This window comes from Bradyrhizobium sp. WYCCWR15520, assembly GCF_056174665.1.
Genome location: NZ_JBWBWM010000041.1, coordinates 1 through 20,730 on the forward strand (window position 1 = coordinate 1; position 20,730 = coordinate 20,730).

General features: G+C 63.3%; 19 protein-coding genes and 1 pseudogene. 12 read left to right on the top strand and 8 right to left on the bottom strand.

The genetic code is table 11. The features are described 5' to 3' along the window. Both AC0QUY_RS34105 and AC0QUY_RS34110 read right to left on the bottom strand, forming a co-directional pair. A pseudogene (locus AC0QUY_RS34105) lies at positions 1 to 280 on the bottom strand (hypothetical protein); the annotation flags it as partial. A 37-nt stretch (positions 281 to 317) separates the two neighbouring features. Then, a complete protein-coding gene (locus AC0QUY_RS34110) occupies positions 318 to 1,610 on the bottom strand; it encodes an adenylosuccinate synthase (protein ID WP_161849616.1) in 1,293 nt (430 codons plus the stop codon). 337 nt (positions 1,611 to 1,947) lie between these two features. On the opposite strand from AC0QUY_RS34110, the gene ybaK reads away from it, so the two are divergent. Then, positions 1,948 to 2,421 (top strand): Cys-tRNA(Pro) deacylase, encoded by a 474-nt coding sequence (gene ybaK / locus AC0QUY_RS34115; protein ID WP_161849617.1) that lies wholly within the window; start codon positions 1,948 to 1,950, stop codon positions 2,419 to 2,421. A 17-nt stretch (positions 2,422 to 2,438) separates the two neighbouring features. Here the strand turns inward: ybaK and AC0QUY_RS34120 are convergent, their stop codons facing one another. Further along, on the bottom strand, positions 2,439 to 2,630 hold the full coding sequence (locus AC0QUY_RS34120; RefSeq protein ID WP_475390381.1) for a hypothetical protein: 192 nt from the start codon (positions 2,628 to 2,630) through the stop codon (positions 2,439 to 2,441). Positions 2,631 to 2,988: 358 nt separating this feature from the next. On the opposite strand from AC0QUY_RS34120, the gene AC0QUY_RS34125 reads away from it, so the two are divergent. The 3 genes from AC0QUY_RS34125 to AC0QUY_RS34135 all read left to right on the top strand — a co-directional run bounded on the left by AC0QUY_RS34125 (position 2,989) and on the right by AC0QUY_RS34135 (position 6,100). Continuing rightward, the gene (locus tag AC0QUY_RS34125; RefSeq protein ID WP_475390382.1) at positions 2,989 to 3,915 is read left to right on the top strand and encodes a DMT family transporter; all 927 of its coding nucleotides are present in this window, start codon (positions 2,989 to 2,991) and stop codon (positions 3,913 to 3,915) included. 116 nt (positions 3,916 to 4,031) lie between these two features. After that, complete coding sequence (locus AC0QUY_RS34130) at positions 4,032 to 4,847, top strand: MlaD family protein (RefSeq protein WP_475390383.1); 816 nt, start codon at positions 4,032 to 4,034, stop codon at positions 4,845 to 4,847. A 98-nt stretch (positions 4,848 to 4,945) separates the two neighbouring features. Next, entirely contained in the window at positions 4,946 to 6,100 is a 1,155-nt protein-coding gene (locus AC0QUY_RS34135) for an alpha-hydroxy acid oxidase (RefSeq protein ID WP_161856174.1), read from the top strand. A gap of 4 nt (positions 6,101 to 6,104) precedes the next feature. On the opposite strand, the gene AC0QUY_RS34140 is transcribed toward AC0QUY_RS34135, so the two are convergent. From AC0QUY_RS34140 to AC0QUY_RS34155, 4 genes are all read right to left on the bottom strand, one after another. Beyond that, entirely contained in the window at positions 6,105 to 6,929 is an 825-nt protein-coding gene (locus AC0QUY_RS34140) for a hypothetical protein (RefSeq protein ID WP_475390384.1), read from the bottom strand. 397 nt (positions 6,930 to 7,326) lie between these two features. Then, the gene (locus tag AC0QUY_RS34145; protein WP_161849622.1) at positions 7,327 to 7,908 is read right to left on the bottom strand and encodes an amino acid synthesis family protein; all 582 of its coding nucleotides are present in this window, start codon (positions 7,906 to 7,908) and stop codon (positions 7,327 to 7,329) included. Further along, a complete protein-coding gene (locus AC0QUY_RS34150) occupies positions 7,905 to 8,771 on the bottom strand; it encodes a fumarylacetoacetate hydrolase family protein (protein WP_161849623.1) in 867 nt (288 codons plus the stop codon). Before AC0QUY_RS34150 ends, AC0QUY_RS34145 begins: the two co-directional genes overlap by 4 nt. Positions 8,772 to 8,929: 158 nt before the next feature. Next, positions 8,930 to 9,631: a GntR family transcriptional regulator gene (locus AC0QUY_RS34155; protein WP_475390385.1), complete on the bottom strand. Its 702-nt coding sequence runs from the start codon at positions 9,629 to 9,631 to the stop codon at positions 8,930 to 8,932. Positions 9,632 to 9,752: 121 nt separating this feature from the next. On the opposite strand from AC0QUY_RS34155, the gene AC0QUY_RS34160 reads away from it, so the two are divergent. The 5 genes from AC0QUY_RS34160 to AC0QUY_RS34180 all read left to right on the top strand — a co-directional run bounded on the left by AC0QUY_RS34160 (position 9,753) and on the right by AC0QUY_RS34180 (position 15,075). Next, a complete protein-coding gene (locus AC0QUY_RS34160) occupies positions 9,753 to 10,748 on the top strand; it encodes a zinc-dependent alcohol dehydrogenase family protein (protein WP_475390386.1) in 996 nt (331 codons plus the stop codon). Positions 10,749 to 10,799: 51 nt separating this feature from the next. Then, positions 10,800 to 11,708, top strand: coding sequence for a VOC family protein (locus tag AC0QUY_RS34165; protein WP_475390387.1), 909 nt, complete (start codon positions 10,800 to 10,802; stop codon positions 11,706 to 11,708). 56 nt (positions 11,709 to 11,764) lie between these two features. Next, complete coding sequence (locus tag AC0QUY_RS34170) at positions 11,765 to 12,775, top strand: tripartite tricarboxylate transporter substrate binding protein (RefSeq protein WP_475390388.1); 1,011 nt, start codon at positions 11,765 to 11,767, stop codon at positions 12,773 to 12,775. A gap of 284 nt (positions 12,776 to 13,059) precedes the next feature. After that, positions 13,060 to 13,998, top strand: a complete 939-nt coding sequence (locus AC0QUY_RS34175) for a DMT family transporter (RefSeq protein WP_475390389.1) — start codon at positions 13,060 to 13,062, stop codon at positions 13,996 to 13,998. 159 nt (positions 13,999 to 14,157) lie between these two features. Next, entirely contained in the window at positions 14,158 to 15,075 is a 918-nt protein-coding gene (locus tag AC0QUY_RS34180) for a Bug family tripartite tricarboxylate transporter substrate binding protein (protein ID WP_246738628.1), read from the top strand. 113 nt (positions 15,076 to 15,188) lie between these two features. Here AC0QUY_RS34180 and AC0QUY_RS34185 read toward each other — a convergent pair whose 3' ends face one another. Further along, the gene (locus AC0QUY_RS34185; RefSeq protein ID WP_475390390.1) at positions 15,189 to 16,874 is read right to left on the bottom strand and encodes a methyl-accepting chemotaxis protein; all 1,686 of its coding nucleotides are present in this window, start codon (positions 16,872 to 16,874) and stop codon (positions 15,189 to 15,191) included. Positions 16,875 to 17,130: 256 nt separating this feature from the next. Between AC0QUY_RS34185 and AC0QUY_RS34190 the strand changes: the two genes are divergently transcribed. From AC0QUY_RS34190 to AC0QUY_RS34200, 3 genes are all read left to right on the top strand, one after another. Then, complete coding sequence (locus AC0QUY_RS34190) at positions 17,131 to 18,174, top strand: C-terminal binding protein (RefSeq protein ID WP_161849630.1); 1,044 nt, start codon at positions 17,131 to 17,133, stop codon at positions 18,172 to 18,174. A 72-nt stretch (positions 18,175 to 18,246) separates the two neighbouring features. After that, a complete protein-coding gene (locus tag AC0QUY_RS34195) occupies positions 18,247 to 19,593 on the top strand; it encodes an ABC transporter substrate-binding protein (RefSeq protein WP_161849631.1) in 1,347 nt (448 codons plus the stop codon). A gap of 131 nt (positions 19,594 to 19,724) precedes the next feature. Next, complete coding sequence (locus AC0QUY_RS34200) at positions 19,725 to 20,681, top strand: carbohydrate ABC transporter permease (RefSeq protein ID WP_161849632.1); 957 nt, start codon at positions 19,725 to 19,727, stop codon at positions 20,679 to 20,681. Positions 20,682 to 20,730: the final 49 nt, after the last annotated feature.

The window sequence follows — 20,730 nt, forward strand, 5'->3', positions numbered from 1 at the left end:
CGCGGCGGAAGGCATCGCCGCCGCGCGCAGCGCCGCCACCGCCGGGCCGCGAGGCCTCGCGGGCGCGCTGGGCGGCTTCCGATTCGACCTTGCGCACGGCCTCTTCCAGCGACAGCCGCTCGCGGGTGATTTCCGATTCGGAAAGCGGCGGCTGAACGCTGCGCAACTGCGCGATCAGCGCGGTGCGAGCCCGCTCATAGAGCGCACGGCGGCTCTCGCCTGGAGCATTCGGGTCCAGGCCTGCAATAGCGCGTGCGATCAGCGGGTAATAATCAGCCATTTCTCTTCAATACTGCAGGCCCGGAAGTAACATCCCGTTAAGCCTCGAACGGGTTCTGTACCAGGATAGTATCCTCGCGTTCGGGGCTGGTGGAAAGCAATGCAATGGGACAACCCACGAGTTCCTCGACCCGACGGACATATTTGATGGCCTGGGCCGGCAGATCCGCCCAGGACCGGGCATTGGCGGTCGGCTCTTTCCAGCCCTCGATGGTCTCGTAGACCGGGACCACCCGGGCCTGGGCGCCCTCGCCCGCCGGCAGATGGTCGATCTCCTTGCCGTCCAGCATGTAGCCGGTGCAGACCTCGATGGTGTCGAAGCCGTCGAGGATATCGAGTTTGGTCAGCGCCAGACCGGTAATGCCGCAGGTGCGGACAGTCTGTCGCACCAGCGCGGCATCGAACCAGCCGCAGCGGCGCTTGCGCCCGGTGTTGACGCCGAATTCCTTGCCGCGGCGGCCGATCTCCTCGCCGATCTCGTTATTCAGCTCGGTGGGGAATGGTCCCTGGCCGACCCGGGTCGTATAGGCCTTGCAGATGCCGAGCACATAGCCGACCGCGCCCGGGCCCATGCCGGTCCCGGTCGCCGCCTGCGCCGCCACCGTGTTGGACGAGGTGACGTAGGGATAGGTGCCGTGGTCGACGTCGAGCAGCGCGCCTTGCGCGCCTTCGAACAGGATGCGCTTGCCCTCGCGGCGCTTGATGTCGAGCAGCCGCCAGACGGTTTCTGCGTAAGGCAGCAGCTTCGGCGCCAGCGCGGTGAGCTCTTTGAGGATATCGTTGCCGTTGAATTCTTCGAGGTTGAGGCCGCGGCGCAGCGCGTTGTGATGCGCCAGCAGCCGGTCGACCTTGTGCGGCAGCGCGTCGAGATCGGCGAGGTCCATCAGGCGGATGGCGCGGCGGCCGACCTTGTCTTCATAGGCCGGGCCGATGCCGCGGCGCGTGGTGCCTATCGCAGTGCCTGCGTTGGAGGATTCCCGGAGCGCATCGAGCTCACGGTGCAGCGGCAGAATCAGCGTGACGTTTTCGGCGACGCGCAAATTTTCCGGGCTGATGGCGACGCCCTGGCCCTTCAGTTTCGCGACTTCGTCGAGGAAGGCCTGCGGATCGAACACCACGCCATTGCCGATGACCGCGAGCTTGCTTGGCCGCAGTACGCCGGACGGCAGCAGCGCCAGCTTGTAGGTCTCGCCATTGATGACGAGCGTATGGCCGGCATTGTGGCCGCCCTGGAAGCGCACGACGATATCGGCCTGCTCCGACAACCAGTCGACGATCTTGCCCTTCCCTTCGTCGCCCCACTGGGCGCCGACGACGACAACATTGGCCATTTCTAAAGTGTTCCCTGCAAATCTGGTGGTCCCAACATGATCTCTCCGGAAAACCGGTATCCACTTTTCCGGATCATGCGCCCTTTAGTTTTGACGCGTTTTCTTCACGCGAACCGGTATCCACTTCGCTCGAAAACGCTATAGCTTGCCCAGCCAAAATCACGGCCGGGGCCGTTCGCATGCGGGGCACCCACCGGATAAAGGAAGCGGGTGCTCTAGGCAAGCAAGAAGGCGGTTTTAGGGGGTCCTTAGAACGGCTCCAACCCATTGATATCCCCCGAAAATTTGGGGCCGCTTGGCGACGAACGCATTAACATCCGGCAATGACGGAAGGGCCATGTCGAAAACCACCCGCGCAACGCAGGCTTTGGAAAAGCTCGGCGTCAAATTCACCCTCCATGCCTACGACTACGACCCGGATGCGGCGAGCGTCGGACTGCAGGCCGCCGAAGCGCTCGGGGTGCCGCCCTCGCGCGTGCTCAAGACGCTGATGGCCGAGGCCGACGGCAAGCCGGTCTGCGCCGTGGTGCCGTCGGATTGCGAGGTCAGCATGAAGAAGCTCGCGAGCGCCTTTGGCGCCAAGGCCGCGAAGATGATGCGGCCGGCGGATGCCGAACGGCTGACCGGCTACCATGTCGGCGGCATCTCGCCGTTCGGGCAGAAGAAGCGCGTGCCGGTCGCGATCGAAGAGGCCGCGCTCGGTCATCCAAGCGTGTTTCTCAATGGCGGCCAGCGCGGCCTGCAGATCGAGCTCGATCCGAACGACGCCGTGCGGGCGGCGGGCGCGATCGCACGGGCGCTCGTGGCGTGAGCGGCCTCGACGCCGGCCTATTGGGTGAGCTTCGGCTGCGCCTGCGCCCATAGCATCGCCTCGATGATGGCCGCGCGCAGTTTCGGGCGCTGCTCCTCATCGCATTCGATGAAGGCAAGTATGGAGTTGGCGCGAACGGCAAACTGGTGGCGCGTTTCGGCTTCGGCTTCTTCGGCCGGCATCGGCTTGTTCAAGGAATGGCCCATCATCTAGAAATTCGACCTCACGGAGAGAGGAAGCTGCCGACGTCGCAGTCGCCTTCAAAAGCCGTGGTCCCAACGATCGAACGGACGCTCAATACGAAATAACGCCAAATAACTCACTGCATGCGGCCCGAAAAACAAACACAGGTTGGGTCACATGAATCAATCGTCCTTTGATTGCATATTTGCCTGGCGGCTGGCAACCCCAAACAATGGGCAAGGCGCCCTGCATGGTCGCGATGCATCCTGCACCATTGATGAGCGCCACAAATCCGTGTCTGTGACGAGGGCCGGGCCACATTTCCGGCCCGGCGATGCCAGCCGGGCGCGGGCCGCGGCATCATGACCGGGGCACTATTCTCGAATGTCGGCTACCGAACATAGGTCGTCAGCGCCTTCAGCAAACTGGCTCGCCAACCAGCCTTACCTCTTGCTGAGCATCACCGCGCTGTGCTGGGCCGGCAACGCCATCGTCGGGCGGATGGCCGCCGGCCACATCGCGCCGGTGACGCTTTCATTCCTGCGCTGGTCGTTCGCGTTCCTGATCATCCTCCCTTTTGCCTGGAAACATCTGGCGCGCGACTGGAACGCGATCCGCGGCCGGCTCGGTATCATGATCGTACTCTCGATCACCGGCATCGGGGCGTTCAACACGCTGCAATATTGGGCGCTCGAACATACCCAGGCGCTGAACACGCTGCTGTTGCAATCGGCCGGGCCGCTGGTGGTGGCGGTGTGGTCGCTCGCGCTGCTCGGGGTGCGGCTGACGTTGGCGCAGGCCGCAGGCGTTCTGTTGTCGATGGCGGGCGTGGTCATCATCCTGATGCATGGCGACCTCACCAAACTTTCCAATATCGAATTCAACCGCGGCGACCTGATCTTCCTCGTGGCGCTCGCGATTTTCGGACTCTATTCGGTGCTGTCGCTGAAGCGCCCTGATATCCACGGCCTGTCGTTTGTCGCCTTCACCTTCGGCGCCGGCGCGGCCTGCCTGATCCCGCTGTTGATCTGGGAATTGTTTGCGCGGCCGTTGATGCAGATCGATGCGGCGAACCTGTTGACGCTCGCCTACGTCGCGCTGTTTCCCTCCACCCTCGCCTATCTCTGCTTCAATCGCGGCGTACAACTGATCGGCGCCAACCGCGCCGCACCCTTCTTTCACGTGGTGCCGGTGTTCGGAACCATCATGTCGATCATCTTTCTCGGCGAGCATCCTCAGGCGTTCCACTTCATCGGCTTTGCGCTGGTGCTGACCGGCGTGTTTGTGGCATCGCGGAAGCAGGCGGACTAGCGACGACGGACTATCGCTCCCCTCTCCCCGCTCTTCGCGGGGAGAGGTTAAGGAGACCCGCAATGACTTACGGTGGTAAATCCGCTATCTGTTGAGCCGTTTGCAAAGGCATTTTGATGCGCGTTCGCGCCACCAATCTGATGATCGGCACCCTGACCCTGGCCCTGATCGCCGGGTCGCTCAGCGCGTGGCTCGGTTATCAGAAGCTCGCCGGGGCCAAGCAGAAGGTGCCGTTTCGCGTGGTCTTCGAAGGCTCGGCTTCCGGCCTGCGCAACGGCGGCAGCGTGAATTTCGCCGGCATCCGGGTCGGCGAAGTAGTGTCGCTGCAGCTCGACCATCCGCGCCGCGTGGTCGCGCTCGCCATGATCGACGGCAACACGCCGGTAAAGAGCGACACCCAGGTCGGCCTCGAATTCCAGGGCCTGACCGGGATCGCCGCGATTTCGTTCACCGGCGGATCGGACGAGGCGGCGCCGCCGCCCAAGGGCGCGGATGGCATTCCGGAGCTGACCGCCGACCGCGACGGCACGCTCAACACCCAGGAAAAGATCCGCGTCGCGCTGCGCAACGTCGACAAGGTGATCGCCGACAATGAGGTGGCGATCAAGGATACGTTGCGGAATTTCGAAACGTTCACTGCCTCGCTGTCAGGCGACGGCGCGAAGATCACGTCCATCATCGGCACCGCCGAGTCCAGCATCAACGCCGTCGACGGCGCGCTGACCAAGACCAAGGACTTCCTCGGCGGCCTCGCCAGCGACAAGTATAGCGGCGAGTTGCTGCCAACCGTGATCTCGATGCGCGAATTGATCGAAAGTTTCGACAAGAAATCCGGGCAGGTCCTGTCCGATGCGCGAAAGATGCTCGGCGAGGTCAGTGCCGCCATCAACAAATCGGACCCGAGACCTGCCGCTCCGCCCCGCCGCCGCTAGGCCGCCAACAAGAACCAGAAGATGGAACGCCCGTCGTGCTCGACAAATCCACCAGCTTGACTGCACCGCCCGCGACCGTGACCCGCGCCGACAGCACGGTGCCGCGGCATTTGCAAAAATATCTCGCGCTCGACGATTTCGAGGCGACCGCGCGGCGGCGGATTCCGAAATTCCTTTACGGCTATATTTCCGGCGGCGCCGAGACCGATGCCGCGATGCGCGACAACCGCAAAGCCTTCGACGAATACGGCTTTGTGCCGCGCGTGCTCAACGACGTCTCGGGGCGCGACCAGACCACGACGCTGTTCGGCAAAACCTATGCCTCGCCGTTCGGCATTCCGCCGATGGGCTCTTCGGCGCTATCAGCCTATCGCGGCGATATCGCGCTGACGCAGGCGGCGAAAGCCGAAAACGTGCCGATGATTTTAAGCGCCTCGTCGCTGATCACGCTGGAAGATGTTCGCGCTGCCAACCAGGCGGCGTGGTACCAGGCCTATCTCGCCGGCCTGCCCGAGCGCATCGAGCCGCTGGTCGATCGCGTGGCGGCGGCCGGTTACGACACCTTCGTCGTCACCGCCGACGTGCCGGTGCCGCCGAACCGCGAGAACAACATCCGCAACGGCTTTCAGGTGCCGCTCGCAATCACGCCGCGCGTGTTCTGGGATACCGTCACCCATCCGCACTGGCTGTTCGGCACCTGGGCGCGCACGCTGATCAACCACGGCATGCCGCATTTCGAGAACATGGACGCGCAGCGCGGCCCGCCGGTGCTGGCAAAGAACCTGATGCGCAACATCGGCGCCCGCGATCAGCTCGCCTGGAAGCACGTCGAGCTGATCCGCAGGAAGTGGAAGGGCAAGCTCGTGGTCAAGGGGCTGGTGTCACCGGCGGACGCTAGAATCGCGCGCGAAAGCGGCGTCGACGGCCTGATGCTCTCCAACCATGGCGGCCGCCAGCTCGACTACACGATATCAGGTCTGCGCACGCTGCCGGAAATCGCCGCCGAAGCGAAAGGCATGACCATCATGGTCGACGGCGGCATCCGCCGCGGCACTGACGTAATCAAGGCGCTTGCGCTCGGCGCACATTTCGTCTGGATCGGCCGCCCGTTCCTCTACGCAGCGATCGCCGGCGGCGAGCCCGGCGTACAGCGCGCAATCGCGCTACTGAAAGCCGAGATCGACCGTGACCTCGCGCTGCTTGGCATCCGCAAGCTCAGCGAGATCACACCGGATCTGGTGCGGAAGTTTTAGGGCTCTAATTGCGCCAACCGAAAGATTGCAGGAACGACGGTACCTGCAACGACGGGGCCGGCAATGGCGATGTCTGGGCATTTTGCACAAGCTGGCCCTGTTGCTGGGCTCGGGCATCTTGTGCGGGCGGCTCCTGTACCCGTGCATTTCGCTCCCGCCGGAGCTTTTTTCGGGAATTGTGCACGGCCCGTATCTCTGCTCGCGCATTATGGACCGCCCGGGCGTTTCGGCGCTTTTGCACCGGCCGGGAAGATGCCCGGGGATTATCCGCAACCTGTGCCAGGGAATTTTGCACAGCCTGTGTCGGGGCATCCTGCACGGGATGCACGGGCGCGACCTGCGCCTGCGCATCTTTCTCGTCCGCCCAAGCCTGGAATTGCTTAAACAGGGCTTCAGTTACCGGCTCACTACTTTCTGTCTGACTTTGACCGGTTTCTGTCTGACTCTGACCGGCGGGTTCAGAGGCGACAGCAACTTCGTCGCGGATTGGCGCGTCCTGTACGGTCGGCAGCAAAGCTTGAGCGTCGGCTGTCGATTGAACTGTTGGCGTCGACTGATCGGTGTCAGGTTTGACCGCCGACTTGTCGATCAGTGAAGCCGTGACGTTTGCAAAAGAAGCCGTGACATCTGCAAAGAGCGTCGACAGATTTCCTACCGATAAAATTGCAATGCCGATAGCTGTCGCCGTTGCAACCAAAATACTCGCCTTGAGGACTAGCGACGAGACAGCAGCTGTGTCCCAGGCTTTCCCGATACCCTGCGCCTCAAGTTCATCGGCGAGAAAGACAGGCAAAGGCTGACCTGGACTAAAACCGTCTTTCGTCGGCATTAGGTGATGCCTCCTCTTGATGTCGTTGTCAGCGAGTACCCTCTATCGAAGTCCAAAACGCGGAGGAATCTTGACTTCACTCGGGCCGGGGAACCTACACCGTCGGTGGAACCCACAATTTACTGTCGGTGCTCGGCTTTCGGGAACTCGCGTTGCTCGCCGCAATAGGCTCCCGCAGGCGGTGCGAGGCATTTCACAAAGCCGAAGTTCCCGATCGACATGCTGGTCGTTCAGAGCGCGCTAAGCGTCGGCATGTCCCTGGTCGGCGGCGAGCTTGAAGAGACGAGCCGCCTCGCGGTCGTCTTTTTGTAGAATGTCAGCCGCGTCTTTGGCAGCGCGTCCTCGCGCTGTCCGCTTTGTCGAGTGAAGGCATCGGTTTGGTGCGAAAGCGCGACGCTCACCTCTGCCCGTCGTGGACTGAAATCTGGTCCACCGATAGGCCACCGAGGCGCGCGTGCGTCCGGCCGCCGGTCGCCATCACGAGGCCAAATACGATCTCGTCGCGCCGCGGCGCGTCCCAGATCGTCATCTCGGCGGTGCCGAAATGGCTGCGCACATAGGCCGCCTCGATATGACCGAGAGGTATCATCAGCCGTGTGCCGATCGCGCCGACGGTCTTGGCCGCGGGCACGATCGCTTTCGCCTGCGAAATCACTTCGCGGATCGCGGCGCCTCCGGCCTCGTGCCAGACCGCGCCATGCTCGAGTTCGCCGTCGCCGCCGACGATCGCGCCCTTGCCATAGGCTTCGATGGCGGCCTTGCCGCCCAGGCGCTCGCACAAGGTCCGGGCCAGTTGCCGGCCGAGATCGCGCAGGCCCGTCTGAAACGGCATCAGGTCCGGCTCATAGCGGCCGGCATAGGGATTGTTGATGACGGCAAGCGCGGTACCGATCAATAGCGGCTGCGTCCGGCGCGGGCCACGCTCGTGCCAGACTTCCTCGATCGAGACCTGCGTCTTCCTGATGTCGTACACCGTCACTGCGCGGCCTCGTCGACCACGGGGTTACGCAGCACGCCGATCTTTTCCACCTCGACCTCGACGACGTCGCCGGGCACCAGGAACATCGGCGGCTTGCGCGTAAAGCCGACGCCGGCCGGCGTGCCGGTGGCGATGACGTCGCCCGGCATGAGGTCGAATATCTCGGACGCGTAATTGATCAGCCGCGGAATCGAGAAGATCAGGAACGACGTGTCCGACTTCTGAACGGTCGTGCCATTGACGCGGGTTTCGAGCTTCAGCTTGGTCGGATCGGGCAATTCGTCCGTCGTGACCATCCAGGGCCCGAACGGCCCGGTGCCGACAAAGTTCTTGCCGGCCGCGATCTGCTGCGCGTGCCGCTGATAGTCGCGCACGCTGACATCGTTGTAGATCGAGTAGCCGGCGACATGGCCCATCGCATCGGCCTCGGAGATATGGCGGCCGGGCTTACCGATGATCACGGCCAGTTCGCCCTCCCAATCCAGATGCGTCGATACTTTGGGGCGGATGACCGGCGCGTCGTGGCCGACCTGCGAGCGCCACACCCGCAGGAAGATCGGCGGAAACGCGGTGATCTCCCGCTGCATGCCGAAGGCGACCGCCTCCTGGTGATGGTCGAGATAGTTGCGCACGGCACAGACGATCTTTTCCGGGCGCGGGATCACCGGAAGGTATGTGACGTCGGACAGTTTCAGGTCCGGCTTGAAGCCGGCCACGATATGATCGCGCTTTTCGAAATCGCCGCTTGCGATGAAGTCCTGCAGCGTGGCGTGGGGCAGCTTGGCCCCGAGGTCGACCACGCCGTCGCCGACGATCGCGCCCCAGGTCTCCCGGCCATGGTTCAGAAATGAGAGCAGCCGCATGCGACGGGTATCCTTCTCAGTTTGTCGGTTTGGATGGCTAGAATTTCGCTGAGATGTACTATTTTCGAAAATTATGCCGAATGCAATCGAAATTCGCCGCTCGAACGGCGTTCGGCTGAAATGCAGGGGGATTAGGAAGCTTTGAGGCCGGCGGCCGATCAGGTCGCGCCGATCGCGCCGGCGGCGTATTTCGCCACGTTATCGGAGGTGGTCTGGATGTGGCTGCAGATCAGGTCGCAGGCCTGATCGGCGTTGCGGCTGATAGCGACCTGCATCAGGGCGCGATGTTCGCCGGCCTTGTCGCGCTGGCGCGGCCTGAACATGGCCGACAGGTTGCGGTAGCGCTCGGCGCGGTCAAACAGCGCGTTTCGCATGGCAAGCAGCGTCGGCGATCCCGAAGCCGAGACCAGCGCCTCATGGAACTGGCGGTGCGCCAACTTCCATTCCGCATTGTTGGCATAGTCTTCCGGCGCCCGCTCCTCGATCTTCGCGAGCCGGTGAAGCGACGAAATAACCCTTATTTCCCAGTCGTCATCGCCCTTTTCGATCGAGCGGCGCAGCAGATCGACCTCAATCAGGATGCGGGCGTGCGTGAGGTCGGCGAGATCCTCCAGCGTCACCGGCGCGACCTTGTAGCCCCGCTGCTCCTCGGTCACGACCAGGCCTTCCGCCGCCAGCGAGGTCAGGGCTTCGCGCAGCGTCGTGAAGCTCGCGCCGAACGCCAGGCGGAGCGCGTCGAACTTCAGCGATTCATTGGGCTTGAGCCGGCAAGTGACGATCTCGTTCCGCAGCCGGTGGGCGATATCGGAAGCGAGCGTCTTGCCGAATTCCTTGCGTGCCTTGAGGGCCGTCGTGCTCATTGATTCTCTCGTGACAAAGCCAGACGATCCTAGACCAACAGAATCCCGTTGCAATAATTTTCGTAATGAGCAATATTTTCGAAAATACTTGCTTGGGATGAAATCGGGGGGCCGTGCTCGCATGAAGGCTGTATTGGTGCATCGTCCGGGGGGCCCGGAGGCGCTCGACTATGTGGAGGTGCCGGTGCCGGCATTGGGCGCCCGGGACGTCCTGATCCGCGCCCAGGCCTTTGGCGTCGGCCAGCCCGACAAGCTCATCCGCAGCGGCGTCTACAAATGGATGCCGCCGTTGCCGGCCAATCCGGGCAATGACGTCGCCGGCTATGTCGACGCCGTCGGCGCTGATGTGACCGAGGTCTCCGCCGGCCAACGGGTGCTGCTCAGCGCGCGCGACCTCGCCCAGCGCGGCGGCTGCTACGCCGAGTATGTTGCAGCGCCTGCGGACGCCGTACACCTGCTGCCCGAAAACGTCGCGTTCGAGGACGCGGTTTGCCTGGCGAACTACCAGGTGGCCTGGGCGCTGCTGCACCATTGCGGCGCCGCCACGCCGCCCCGCTCCGTCCTCGTCATCGGGGCGGCCGGCGGCGTCGGAACCTCGCTGGTGCAGCTTGCAAAGATCGCCGGGATGAAGGTGATCGGAACGGTCTCGACCCCGGAGAAAGCTACCTTCGCGCGCCGGATGGGCGCCGACGAAACCATCTTCTATCGCGACGAGGACGTCATCGCCCGCACCCGCGCGCTGACGGACGGACGCGGCGTCAGCCTGGTGCTCGATCACGTCTGCGGCCCCGAATTCTATTCCTATCTCGGCGCGCTCGATAAATGGGGCACCATCGTCTCCTACAACGCGTTTGCCGGCCTGCCGGCGGAGAACGCGATGCGCGAGATGCGAAAATATCTCGATATCTGCCCGGCGATCCGCTGCTTCTCCTTTCACATCTACGATCACGACCGCGAAGGCCGGCGCGAGATCATGCGCAAGGTGATCTCCTATCTCGCAGAGGGCGCGATCCGCCCCTCGATCTTCAAGCGCTTCAAGCTCTCGGACGTGCGCTCCGCACATGAACTGCTCGATTCCGGCGCGGCGTTCGGCAAGATCGTGATGACCCCGGATTGAGAGCAGCGCGATGCCTTCAATCCAGGCCCATACCGTTCACGAGGTCACTAGATGATTAAGGTCAAGCGGCTGCGACACGCCATCGTTACCAGCCCCGACATCGAGGCGCAGCTCGACTACTACCAGTCGATCATCGGGCTCGGCGTCATTCAGCGCAGCGACGGCCGGATTCTGCTCGGCACCGAGTCCGACGAGTTGACGCTGGCGCTGGAGCGCGGCACAGCCTCGCAACTGACCTCCATTGCCTATGAAGTGGCACCCAATCTCGATCCCGCCGACCTGCAGAAATCGCTCGCAGACCACGGCATCAAATCGGAGATCAGGAGCGACACGGCGCCGGGAATCGCGAAGGCGCTGGTCTTCGACGATCCGGACGGGCACCGGATCGAATTGTTCTCCCGATGGGAGTTCTGCAAGGCCGTCGAACCGATCCGTGGCCTTGCCGTCGCCAAGCTTGGCCACGTCGCGCTCCACACGCCAGATCCCGAGCGGACAGCCGAATTCTTCGGCGACGTTCTCGGCTTCCGCGTTTCCGACCGCATCGAGGAAAATTTCGTCTTCATGCGCTGCGGTCCCGAACATCACGCGATGAATTTTGCCCGGGGCACCGACGGCCGGCTTCATCACCTCGCCTTCGAGCTGCGCGACGCCTCGCATATGCATCAGGCCTGCGACCTGCTTGGGCGCAACCGGTTTCAGATTCTCTGGGGACCGGTCCGGCACGGACCCGGCCACAACGTGGCAGTCTACCACCACAATCCCGACCGCCATCTGATCGAGCTCTATTACAGCATGGACGTGATGCTCGACGAAGAGCTCGGCTATTTCGAACCCCGTCCCTGGCACCGCGATCGTCCGCAGCGGCCGAAGACGTGGATGGGACTGCCGCGCGACGTCTGGGGCGTCGGCCCAGCCAAGGAGGCGACCGAATTTTCTCCGGAGATGCGCGGCGCGAAGTAATCGCGCCGCGCATCTCCGGGACCGACATTCAAAAACAAACATCAGGGATGAAACAGATGGCTCGATCGTTGAACGTCCTGCATGGACGATGGTTTGCCCTGCGCTGCTGCATCGTTGCCGCCGCGCTGAGCCTGGCCTGGCTGGCGCCTTCGATTGCGGCCGCGCAATCCTATCCCAACCGGCCGATCCGGCTGCTGCACGGCTTTGCGGCAGGCGGCGCCGCCGACACCATGGCACGCATCGTCTCCGAGGGTCTTTCCAAGCGGCTGGGCCAGCCGGTGATAGTGGAAGCCAAGCCAGGCGCCGGCGGCAATCTCGCGGCAGACGCCGTCGCCAAATCCGCGCCTGATGGTTACACGATCGGCCTCGTCACGGGAGCGCACGCGATATCTGGCGCGCTCTACAAGCAGCTCGCCTATGGCCCTACCGACAGTTTCGAGATGCTGTCGACGATGGTGTACTACGCGCTGGTGATCGCGGTTCGTGCGGACTCTCAGGCCAAGACGCTTTCGGACCTGCTTGCGATGGCGAAAGCCAAGCCCGACGGGCTCAGCTACGGCTCGGTCGGCTTCGGCAGCACGCATCATCTCGCCGGCGAATTGTTGAACGTCACCGCCGGCACCAAGATGGTGCACGTCCCCTATCGCGGCGACTCCCTGACCGTCACCTCCCTGCTCGCCGGAGACGTTCCCGTGATTGTCGGGACCACCGTGCTGCTCGCCGGCCAGATCGACAGCGGCGCCATTCGCGGCCTCGCGGTGACCTCGCCCGCGCGCACCAAATTGCTGCCGAACGTGCCTTCGGTGCAGGAAGCCGGGGTCAAGGATTTCGACGTCAGAACCTGGGCGGGGCTGGTGGCTCCGAAGGGCACGCCGCCCGACATCGTGAAGCGACTGCATGCGGAGATCCAGTCGATGTTGGCGGATCCAGCGGCGAAGACGGCGCTGGAGACGGCAACCGGCGGCGAAGTCCGCGGCAGCACGCCGGAAGAGATGCGAGCGCTGATCAATGCCGAAATCGGCAGATGGACGAAAGTCATCAACGACGCTGGCATTCCGCGTATCTGAGGGGCTCCACCCGTCATTGCCTGCGACAAACGCGAAGCGTTTGCGCAAGGGAGCGAAGCGACGACTTGTCCGCCGAAGTTCGAAGGTGGAAGCAATCCATCTATCCGTTATGCCGCACGATGGATTGCTTCGCGGAGCCTGTCATCGGGAGCGCATTTCGCGCGACCCGTTGGCTCCATCCGGGCCCGGATTCCCGCCCAAGGACAATCCGCAGGACATTGTAGCATTGCGTGCGCGGGACTTGTCGTGTGGCGGAAAATCCGGCCCTATCGCGCCTCGCGACCATGATCAAACCCGCACCAGCGCCGCCGTCCTTTCGTCCCGTCCGGTGGCTGACCAACCAGCCCTATCTGCTGCTGACCCTGACTTCGCTGTTCTGGGCCGGCAACATCGTGCTGGCGCGCCACGTCGCAGGCCACGTGCCGCCGCTGACGCTGTCGTGCGTCCGCTGGATAGGCACCTTTCTGATCCTGTTGCCCTTTGCCTGGCCGCATCTGAAGCAAGACTGGCCGGTGCTCCGCGCGCATCTACCGATGATGCTGTTTTTGTCGCTGGTAGGCTTCGCCTACAACAACGCGATCTCCTACTGGGCCCTGCAATATACCGAGGCGCTGAACGCGCTTCTGATCCAGTCGGCGGGACCACTGTTCGTCGCGCTGTGGTCGCTGGCGCTGTTCGGCGTCCGCCTGACGGGGGCGCAGCTTGCCGGCATCACCATCTCGCTCGCGGGCGTCCTGACCATCATCCTGCGCGGCGATTTCGGCGCGCTCGCCAATATCAGCTTCAACCGCGGCGATCTGATGTTTGCGAGCTCGCTGGTGTCGTTCGGACTGTATTCGGCGCTGATCCCGCGCCGGCCGGTGACGCATGCGCTGTCGCTGATCTCGTTCACCACCTGTTGCGGCGCGCTGATGCTGGTGCCGTTCTCGATCTGGGAGTTTTCCACCGGCGCCACATTGAAATTCGACTTCGTCTCGATGGCGACGCTGGGCTATGCCGTGATCTTTCCCTCGACGCTGGCGTACCTGTTCTTCAACCGCGGGCTGGCGCTGATCGGCCCCAATCGCGCCGCGCCGTTCTTCCACCTGGTGCCGGTGTTCGGCTCGGCGATGGCGATCCTGCTGCTCGGCGAGCAGTTGCGGTTATTCCATCTGGTGGGCTATGCGCTGGTGCTGGCCGGCGTCGTGATCGCGTCTCGGCGGGCCTCGGCGAAGAAGCCCTAGCAGCCGCTGCGGCCTAGCGTCTTACCGGCTTCCACTTTGTCCCACGGCAGGTTAGCTTGCCGGCCAATTCAACATAAGAACAAATGAGGAAACGACTTTATGTTTGCGTTATTGAAACGGTACCGGCACGTCGCCGCTGTGGCTCCCCTCACGCTGGCGATGATCGCCACGGCTGCCGCGCAGGCGCCCTACCCGAACCGCAACATCACACTGGTGCTGCCGTTCGCCGCCGGCAGCGGCACCGACACCACGACGCGCATCATCTCGAAGGAGCTCGGCACCGCGCTCGGCACCGGCATCGTGATTGAAAACAAGCCGGGTGCCAACGGCTCGCTCGCGGCGAGCCAGGTCGCCCGCTCCGCGCCTGATGGCTACACGCTGATGGTGTCGACGAACACGCCGCATTCGGCAAATCCGTATCTGATGAAGAACATGACCTACGACCCGGTCAAGGATTTCACCCCGGTCGCGCGGACCGGCGACCTTCCCTTCATGCTGGTGATCCATCCTGACGTTCCGGCGAACTCGGTGGCCGAACTGATCGCGCTGGCGAAGAAGGAGCCGGGCAAATACTCCTATGCCAGCGGCAGTTCGGCGGCGATCGTCTCCGGCGCGACCTTCGCCCGTCTCGCCGGTATCGATCTGCTTCACGTTCCCTACAAGAGCTCGCCGCCCGCCTTGACCGACCTTATCGCCGGCCGCGTCTCCATGATGTTCATCGACGTTCCGACCGGCCTGCCCCACGTCAACGCCAAGGCGCTGAAGGCGCTCGCGGTCACCACCAAGCAGCGCTCGGCGTTGTTGCCAGATCTCCCGACCATGAACGACACGGTGAAGGGTTTCGATATCACCTCGTGGCAGGGCTATTTCGGCCCGGCTAATTTGCCGAAGGACGTCGTCACGAAGCTGAACGCGGAGATCCGCAAGGTGGTCGAACGTCCCGACATCAAGAGCCAGCTCGCCGAGCGCGGCATGGAAGCGTTCTCCGGCACGCCGGAAGAGTTCGACGCCTTCGTGAAGGAGCAGCTCAAGGTATGGGAGAAGCTGATCACTGAAGCGGGAATCGAGAAGCAGTAGGGTGAGGAGGCGCTCTCTCCTCGTCATTGTGAGCGAAGCGAAGCAATCCATACCTCCGCACGGGGAGAGATGGATTGCTTCGTCGCTTGCTCCTCGCAATGACGGGTGAGACCTTACGCCGCCCGGACCTTGCCTAAAAACTCGTCGACCGCGCTGCGCAGCATGCCGGACTGGGTGTCGAGCTCGCGGGCGCTTGCCAGCACTTCGGATGCCGCCTTGCCGGTTGCGGCCGCGGCCGTGGTGACGCCGCCGATATGGGCCGAGATCTCGTTCGATCCGGCCGCCACCGACTGAATGTTGCGGGCGATTTCGCGGGTGGCGCCGCCCTGCTGCTCGACCGCGGTCGAGATCGAGACGGTGATCTCGCTCATCTGCGCGATGGTCTCCGAGATGCCGCCGATCGAAGCCACCGCTTCGCTGGTCGAAGCCTGCATCGCCGCAACCTGCGAGGAGATTTCTTCCGTCGCCTTCGCGGTCTGGTTGGCAAGCGCCTTCACTTCGGATGCGACCACCGCAAAGCCGCGGCCGGAATCACCGGCGCGCGCCGCCTCGATGGTAGCGTTCAATGCAAGCAGGTTGGTCTGCGCCGCGATCGAGTGGATCAGCTTGACCACTTCGCCGATCTTCTCCGCGCCGGTCGAGAGCGCGCCGACAGTGGCGTTGGTGCGCTGGGCGTCGTTGACCGCCTTGGTGGCGATCTCGCTGGAGCGCGCCACCTGACGCGAAATTTCCGTGACCGAGCTGGAGAGCTCTTCCGCGGCGGATGCGACCGTGCCGACATTGTCGGATGAACGCTGGGAGGCTGCGTCGACGGTCGCTGCGCGCGCGCTGGCGTCGCTGGCGGTCGCCGTCATCGACTGCGCGGTAGACTGCATGCCCGCTGCCGCTGTCGAAACCGAGCGAACGATGCCGGTGACGCTGCGTTCGAAGTCGCTGGCGATATTCGCCATCGCTGCGCGGCGCTCGGCCTCGGCGCGCGCCTGCACCTCGGCTTCCTTCTGTTCGAGCCCGCGGATGCGTATCGCGTTGTCCTTGAAGATCTGCACGGTCGCGGCCATCGCGCCGATCTCGTCGCCGCGGCCGGTGCCGGGAATTTCACCATCGAGCCGGCCCTCGGCGAGCTCCTGCATGCGGGCGCCGAGCTGGGCCAGCGGCTTCGAAATGCTGCGGCCGATCATCCAGGCGATGCTGCCCGCCACCAGCGCGATGCCGAGAATGGCAAGCCCGAGCACGAGCGCAATCGGCTTCATCTTGGTGTCGAGATCGTCGAGATAGGCGCCGGTGCCGACAAACATGTTCCAACCGGGGATCGGAACCACGTAGGAGAATTTGCGGATCAGCGCTTCCTCTCCGGGTTTGCGGAATTCGTAGCGCAGCATGAATTCGCCGTTCGCCGCGACGCCGTCGCGCAGTTCGCGCACCAGCTTGCGGCCACCGGTGTCGATATCCATGCGGTTCTGGCCGATCTGGCTGGGAACCGGCGCCAGCACGGCGACACCATCCATGGTGTAGGCGAACACGTAGCCATTGCCGTTGTCGAAGGTCAGCGTATTGCCCCGCTTGCTGAACTCGGCGATCGCCGCTTCCTTGGTCATCTGGCCCGCGGCAACCTGCTTCTGCAGGCCGAGCGCCATGTTGCGCGCCATGTCGACGATCGCTTTGGTCTGCTCGACGCGCGCATTGAGCATCTCACGCTGCATCAGATAGCCTGCGAGCACGCCGGCGGCGGAGAGACCGAGCAGGGTCACGCCCACGAGAATACCCAGCTTGGGGGTGATCTTGAGATTGGTCAGCTTCACGGGGATCTCCGGAAATAGGCGCGTGGCACGCGATTGGCCGATTGATTTGGCGCATTCTATCGTGAGACCCTTTAGCGCTTTGTTACGAAGGTCAGCGGAAATCCGCCGGGAAAGCAGTGTTTCCAATGCAAGAGCAACCGGCGATTGTAGCCTGAGCGGGTCAGGTCGCGTAAAAGGTGAAGTTGCGTCAGACAAGAACGTGGCGGCGCCCGCCGCCTCAAACCAACACCGAAGAATAAAATCGGGAGAGCAGGAAATGCCGAAATTCAGGGTGGTAACGCCGAAAGGCGCGAGCTTCACGGTCGCCGGCGGCGGCTATGACTATGAGAAGGAAGCGCTCGATCCGATCGGGGCCGAAATCATCGAGGCGCCGGCCAACGAGGCCGAATTCATCGCCGCGGCCAAGACCGCGGACGCGATCTACGCCAAGGGCATGCCGATCACGAAAGCGATCATCGACGCTCTGGAAAACTGCAAGGTGATCACGCTCGGCAGCGTCGGCGTCGACTCGGTCGACGTCAAGGCCGCCACCGCCCGCGGCATTCCCGTCACCAACATTCCCGACACCTTCATCGAGGAAGTCGCCGACCACGCCATGATGCTGCTGCTGGCAGGGTTCCGCCGGCTGGTCGAGCAGGACAAGATGGTGCGCACCGGCCGCTGGTCGGAGGGCCGGCCCGCGCTGTTGAAGATCCCGCGGCTGATGGGCCAGACGCTCGGCTTCATCTCGTTCGGCCGGGTGGCCCGCGCGGTCGCCAAGCGCGCCGCCCCCTTTGGCTTGCGCATGATGGCCTACGACCCCTTCATCCAGGAAACGCTGATGTACGACCACGGCGTGATCCCCTCGACGCTGTCGGAGGTGCTGTCGCAGTCGGATTTTGTCTCGATGCACGCGCCGGCGCGGCCCGAGGTGCACCACATGCTGACCGAGAAGCATTTCCGTCAGATGAAAAATTCTGCCGTCTTCATCAATACCGGCCGCGGCGCCACCGTGGACGAGGAAGCGCTGATCAAGGCGCTGCAGGAGGGCTGGATCGCGCACGCCGCCCTCGACGTGCTGGAGAAGGAACCGCCGTCTCACAACAACCCGCTACTCTCCATGGAAAACGTCACTCTGACCGCCCATGTGGCGTCGGCATCGGCACGTTTTGACGAGGCGCGCAAGCGGCGCGTGGGCTACGAATTGTCACTGGTCCTGCAGGGGATGTGGCCGGTAAGCTGCGTCAATCCGTCTGTGCTGCAAACGACCTCGCTCCGCCGCTGGCAACCCGTCAGCATGGACCGCGGCCCCAACAGCTAGAGACGGCGGAAAACGTTCCAAACGACGTTCACCGGCGATTCAACGCTGGGAACCAGAACAGGGAGAGACTCCATGAAGAACGACATCACCCGTCGTGAAGCATTGGCTTTGGGCGTTTCCGTCGCAGCGCTCGCCGCGACCGGTGCATCCGCGCAGACCGCATCCACCATCAAGGCCGCCGACGTTCCTGCACCGAAGCTTGCGATCGAAAAAGGCGCGTCCTTGCGCATGCTGCGCCCGGTGCGCTTCGTGCAGGCCGATGAGGACGTGTTCCGCGCCAATGCCGCCAAGTTCAGCAAGGAGACCGGCGTCGAGGTCAAGGTCGACTTCGTCGGCTGGGAAGACATCAATCAGCAGACCGCGGTGACGTCGAATTCCGGTGCCGGCCCCGACATCATCATCGGCTTCTCCGACGCACCGCACATCTACATCGACAAGCTGGTCGAGCTGACAGACGTCGCCGACTATCTCGGCAAGCGCTACGGCGGCTGGCTGCCGCTGGCCCAGAAATACGGCAAGCGCAACAAGAGCGATGCCTGGATTGGATTGCCATTCGGCGCCACTGCCGGCCCCCTGATCTACCGCAAGTCGGTGCTGCAATCGATCGGCTTCGACAAGGTTCCAGAGGACCATGCCGGAATTCTGGATCTGTGCCAGAAGCTGCACAAGGCGGGCAAGCCGGCCGGCTTTGCGCTCGGCAATGCCAAGGGCGACGGCAACGGCTTCGCCAACTGGGCGCTATGGTCGCACAACGCTTCCCTGCTCGATGAAGAGGGTAACGTCGTCATCAACAGCAAGGAGACCATCGCCGCCCTGAAGTGGGTCAAGGATATCTACCCGAGCTTCATTGCCGGCACACCGTCGTGGAACGACGTCAGCAACAACCGCGCATATTCCTCGCAGGAAATCTCGCTGACCGCCAACGGCGTCTCGCTGTATTTCTCGCTGAAGAACGATCCGGCGACCAAGGCGATCGCCGATGACAGCGAGCATCAGTTGCTGCCGAAGGGCCTGGCCAAGGTTTCACCGATGGCCGGACTGACGCTGAACGCGATGCTGTTCAAGCACAGCCAGTATCCCAACGCCGCCAAGGCATTCCTGCAATTCATGCTGGAAAAAGACCAGTATGAGCCGTGGCTCAACGCCAACTCCGGCTACTGGTCGCAGCCGCTTGCCGCCTACGCCGAGGCCGCAGTTTGGTCCAGCGATCCCAAGGTCAAGATCTTCAAGGACACGATGCAGAGCACCTACTATGACGGCTACAAGGGTCCGATCTCGACAGCGACCGGCGCCGTCAGCGCCGATTACGTGCTGATCCAGATGTGCGCGGCCGTGGCAACCGGCGCATCGACTCCGGAGGCCGCGGCTGCGGAAGCCGAGCAGCGCGCGAAGCGGTATTTCCGGCGGCAGGGGCGCTGATGACTGACGTTGAACCGTAGATCTGGATCAACCGTCATTGCGAGCGAAGCGAAGCAATCCATAGCGCCGCACAGGAGAGATGGATTGCTTCGTCGCTTCGCTCCTCGCAATGACGACCGTGGATGAATTCAATGTCTGTAACCACCCTTCCCTCGCGCGGCATGGCGCTCCGGCAACCGGGCTGGATCGCGCGGCTGCTCGACTACAAGCCGTTCCTGATCGTGATGTGCCTTGCGCCGGCGATCGGACTGTTGACGGTGTTCCTCACCTACCCGCTCGGCCTCGGCGTTTGGCTTGCCTTCACCGACACCACGATCGGCCAGCGCGGCATCTTCATCGGACTTGAGAATTTCCAGTACCTGCTCAAGGATCCCCTGTGGTGGAACGCGGTGTTCTACAGCGTCTTCTATACTGGCGTCGCTACAATAGGGAAATTCGCGCTCGGCTTCTGGCTGGCGCTGCTGCTCAACAACCACTTCCCGCTCAAGAGCCTGTTGCGCGCCATCGTGCTGTTGCCGTGGATCGTGCCGACGGTGCTCTCCGCACTGGCGTTCTGGTGGATCTACGATCCGCAGTTCTCGATCATCTCCTACCTCCTGGTCGACGTGCTGCATATCCGCTCGACCAATATCGACTTCCTCGGTACGCCTTGGCCGGCGCGATTCTCGCTGATCGCCGCCAATATCTGGCGCGGCATCCCCTTTGTGGCGATCTCGCTGCTGGCGGGGCTGCAAACCATCTCGCCCTCGCTCTATGAAGCGGCGATGCTGGACGGCGCCAGCGCCTGGCAGCGCTTCCGCTACATCACCTTCCCGATGATGATGCCAATCCTCGCGATCGTGATGACGTTCTCGATCATCTTCACCTTCACCGACTTCCAGCTCGTCTACGCCATCACCCGCGGCGGGCCGGTCAATTCTACGCATCTGCTCGCCACGCTTGCGTTCCAGCGCGGCATCGCCGGCGGCGAGCTTGGCGAGGGCGCGGCGATCGCGGTGTCGATGATCCCGTTCCTCGTGTTCGCGACGTTGTTCAGCTACTTCGGCCTCGCGCGCCGCAAATGGCAGCAGGGAGAAGCCAATGACTGACGTAACCGCCTCACCCGGCAACAGCAACGTCGCCAGCGCCACGCCCGAT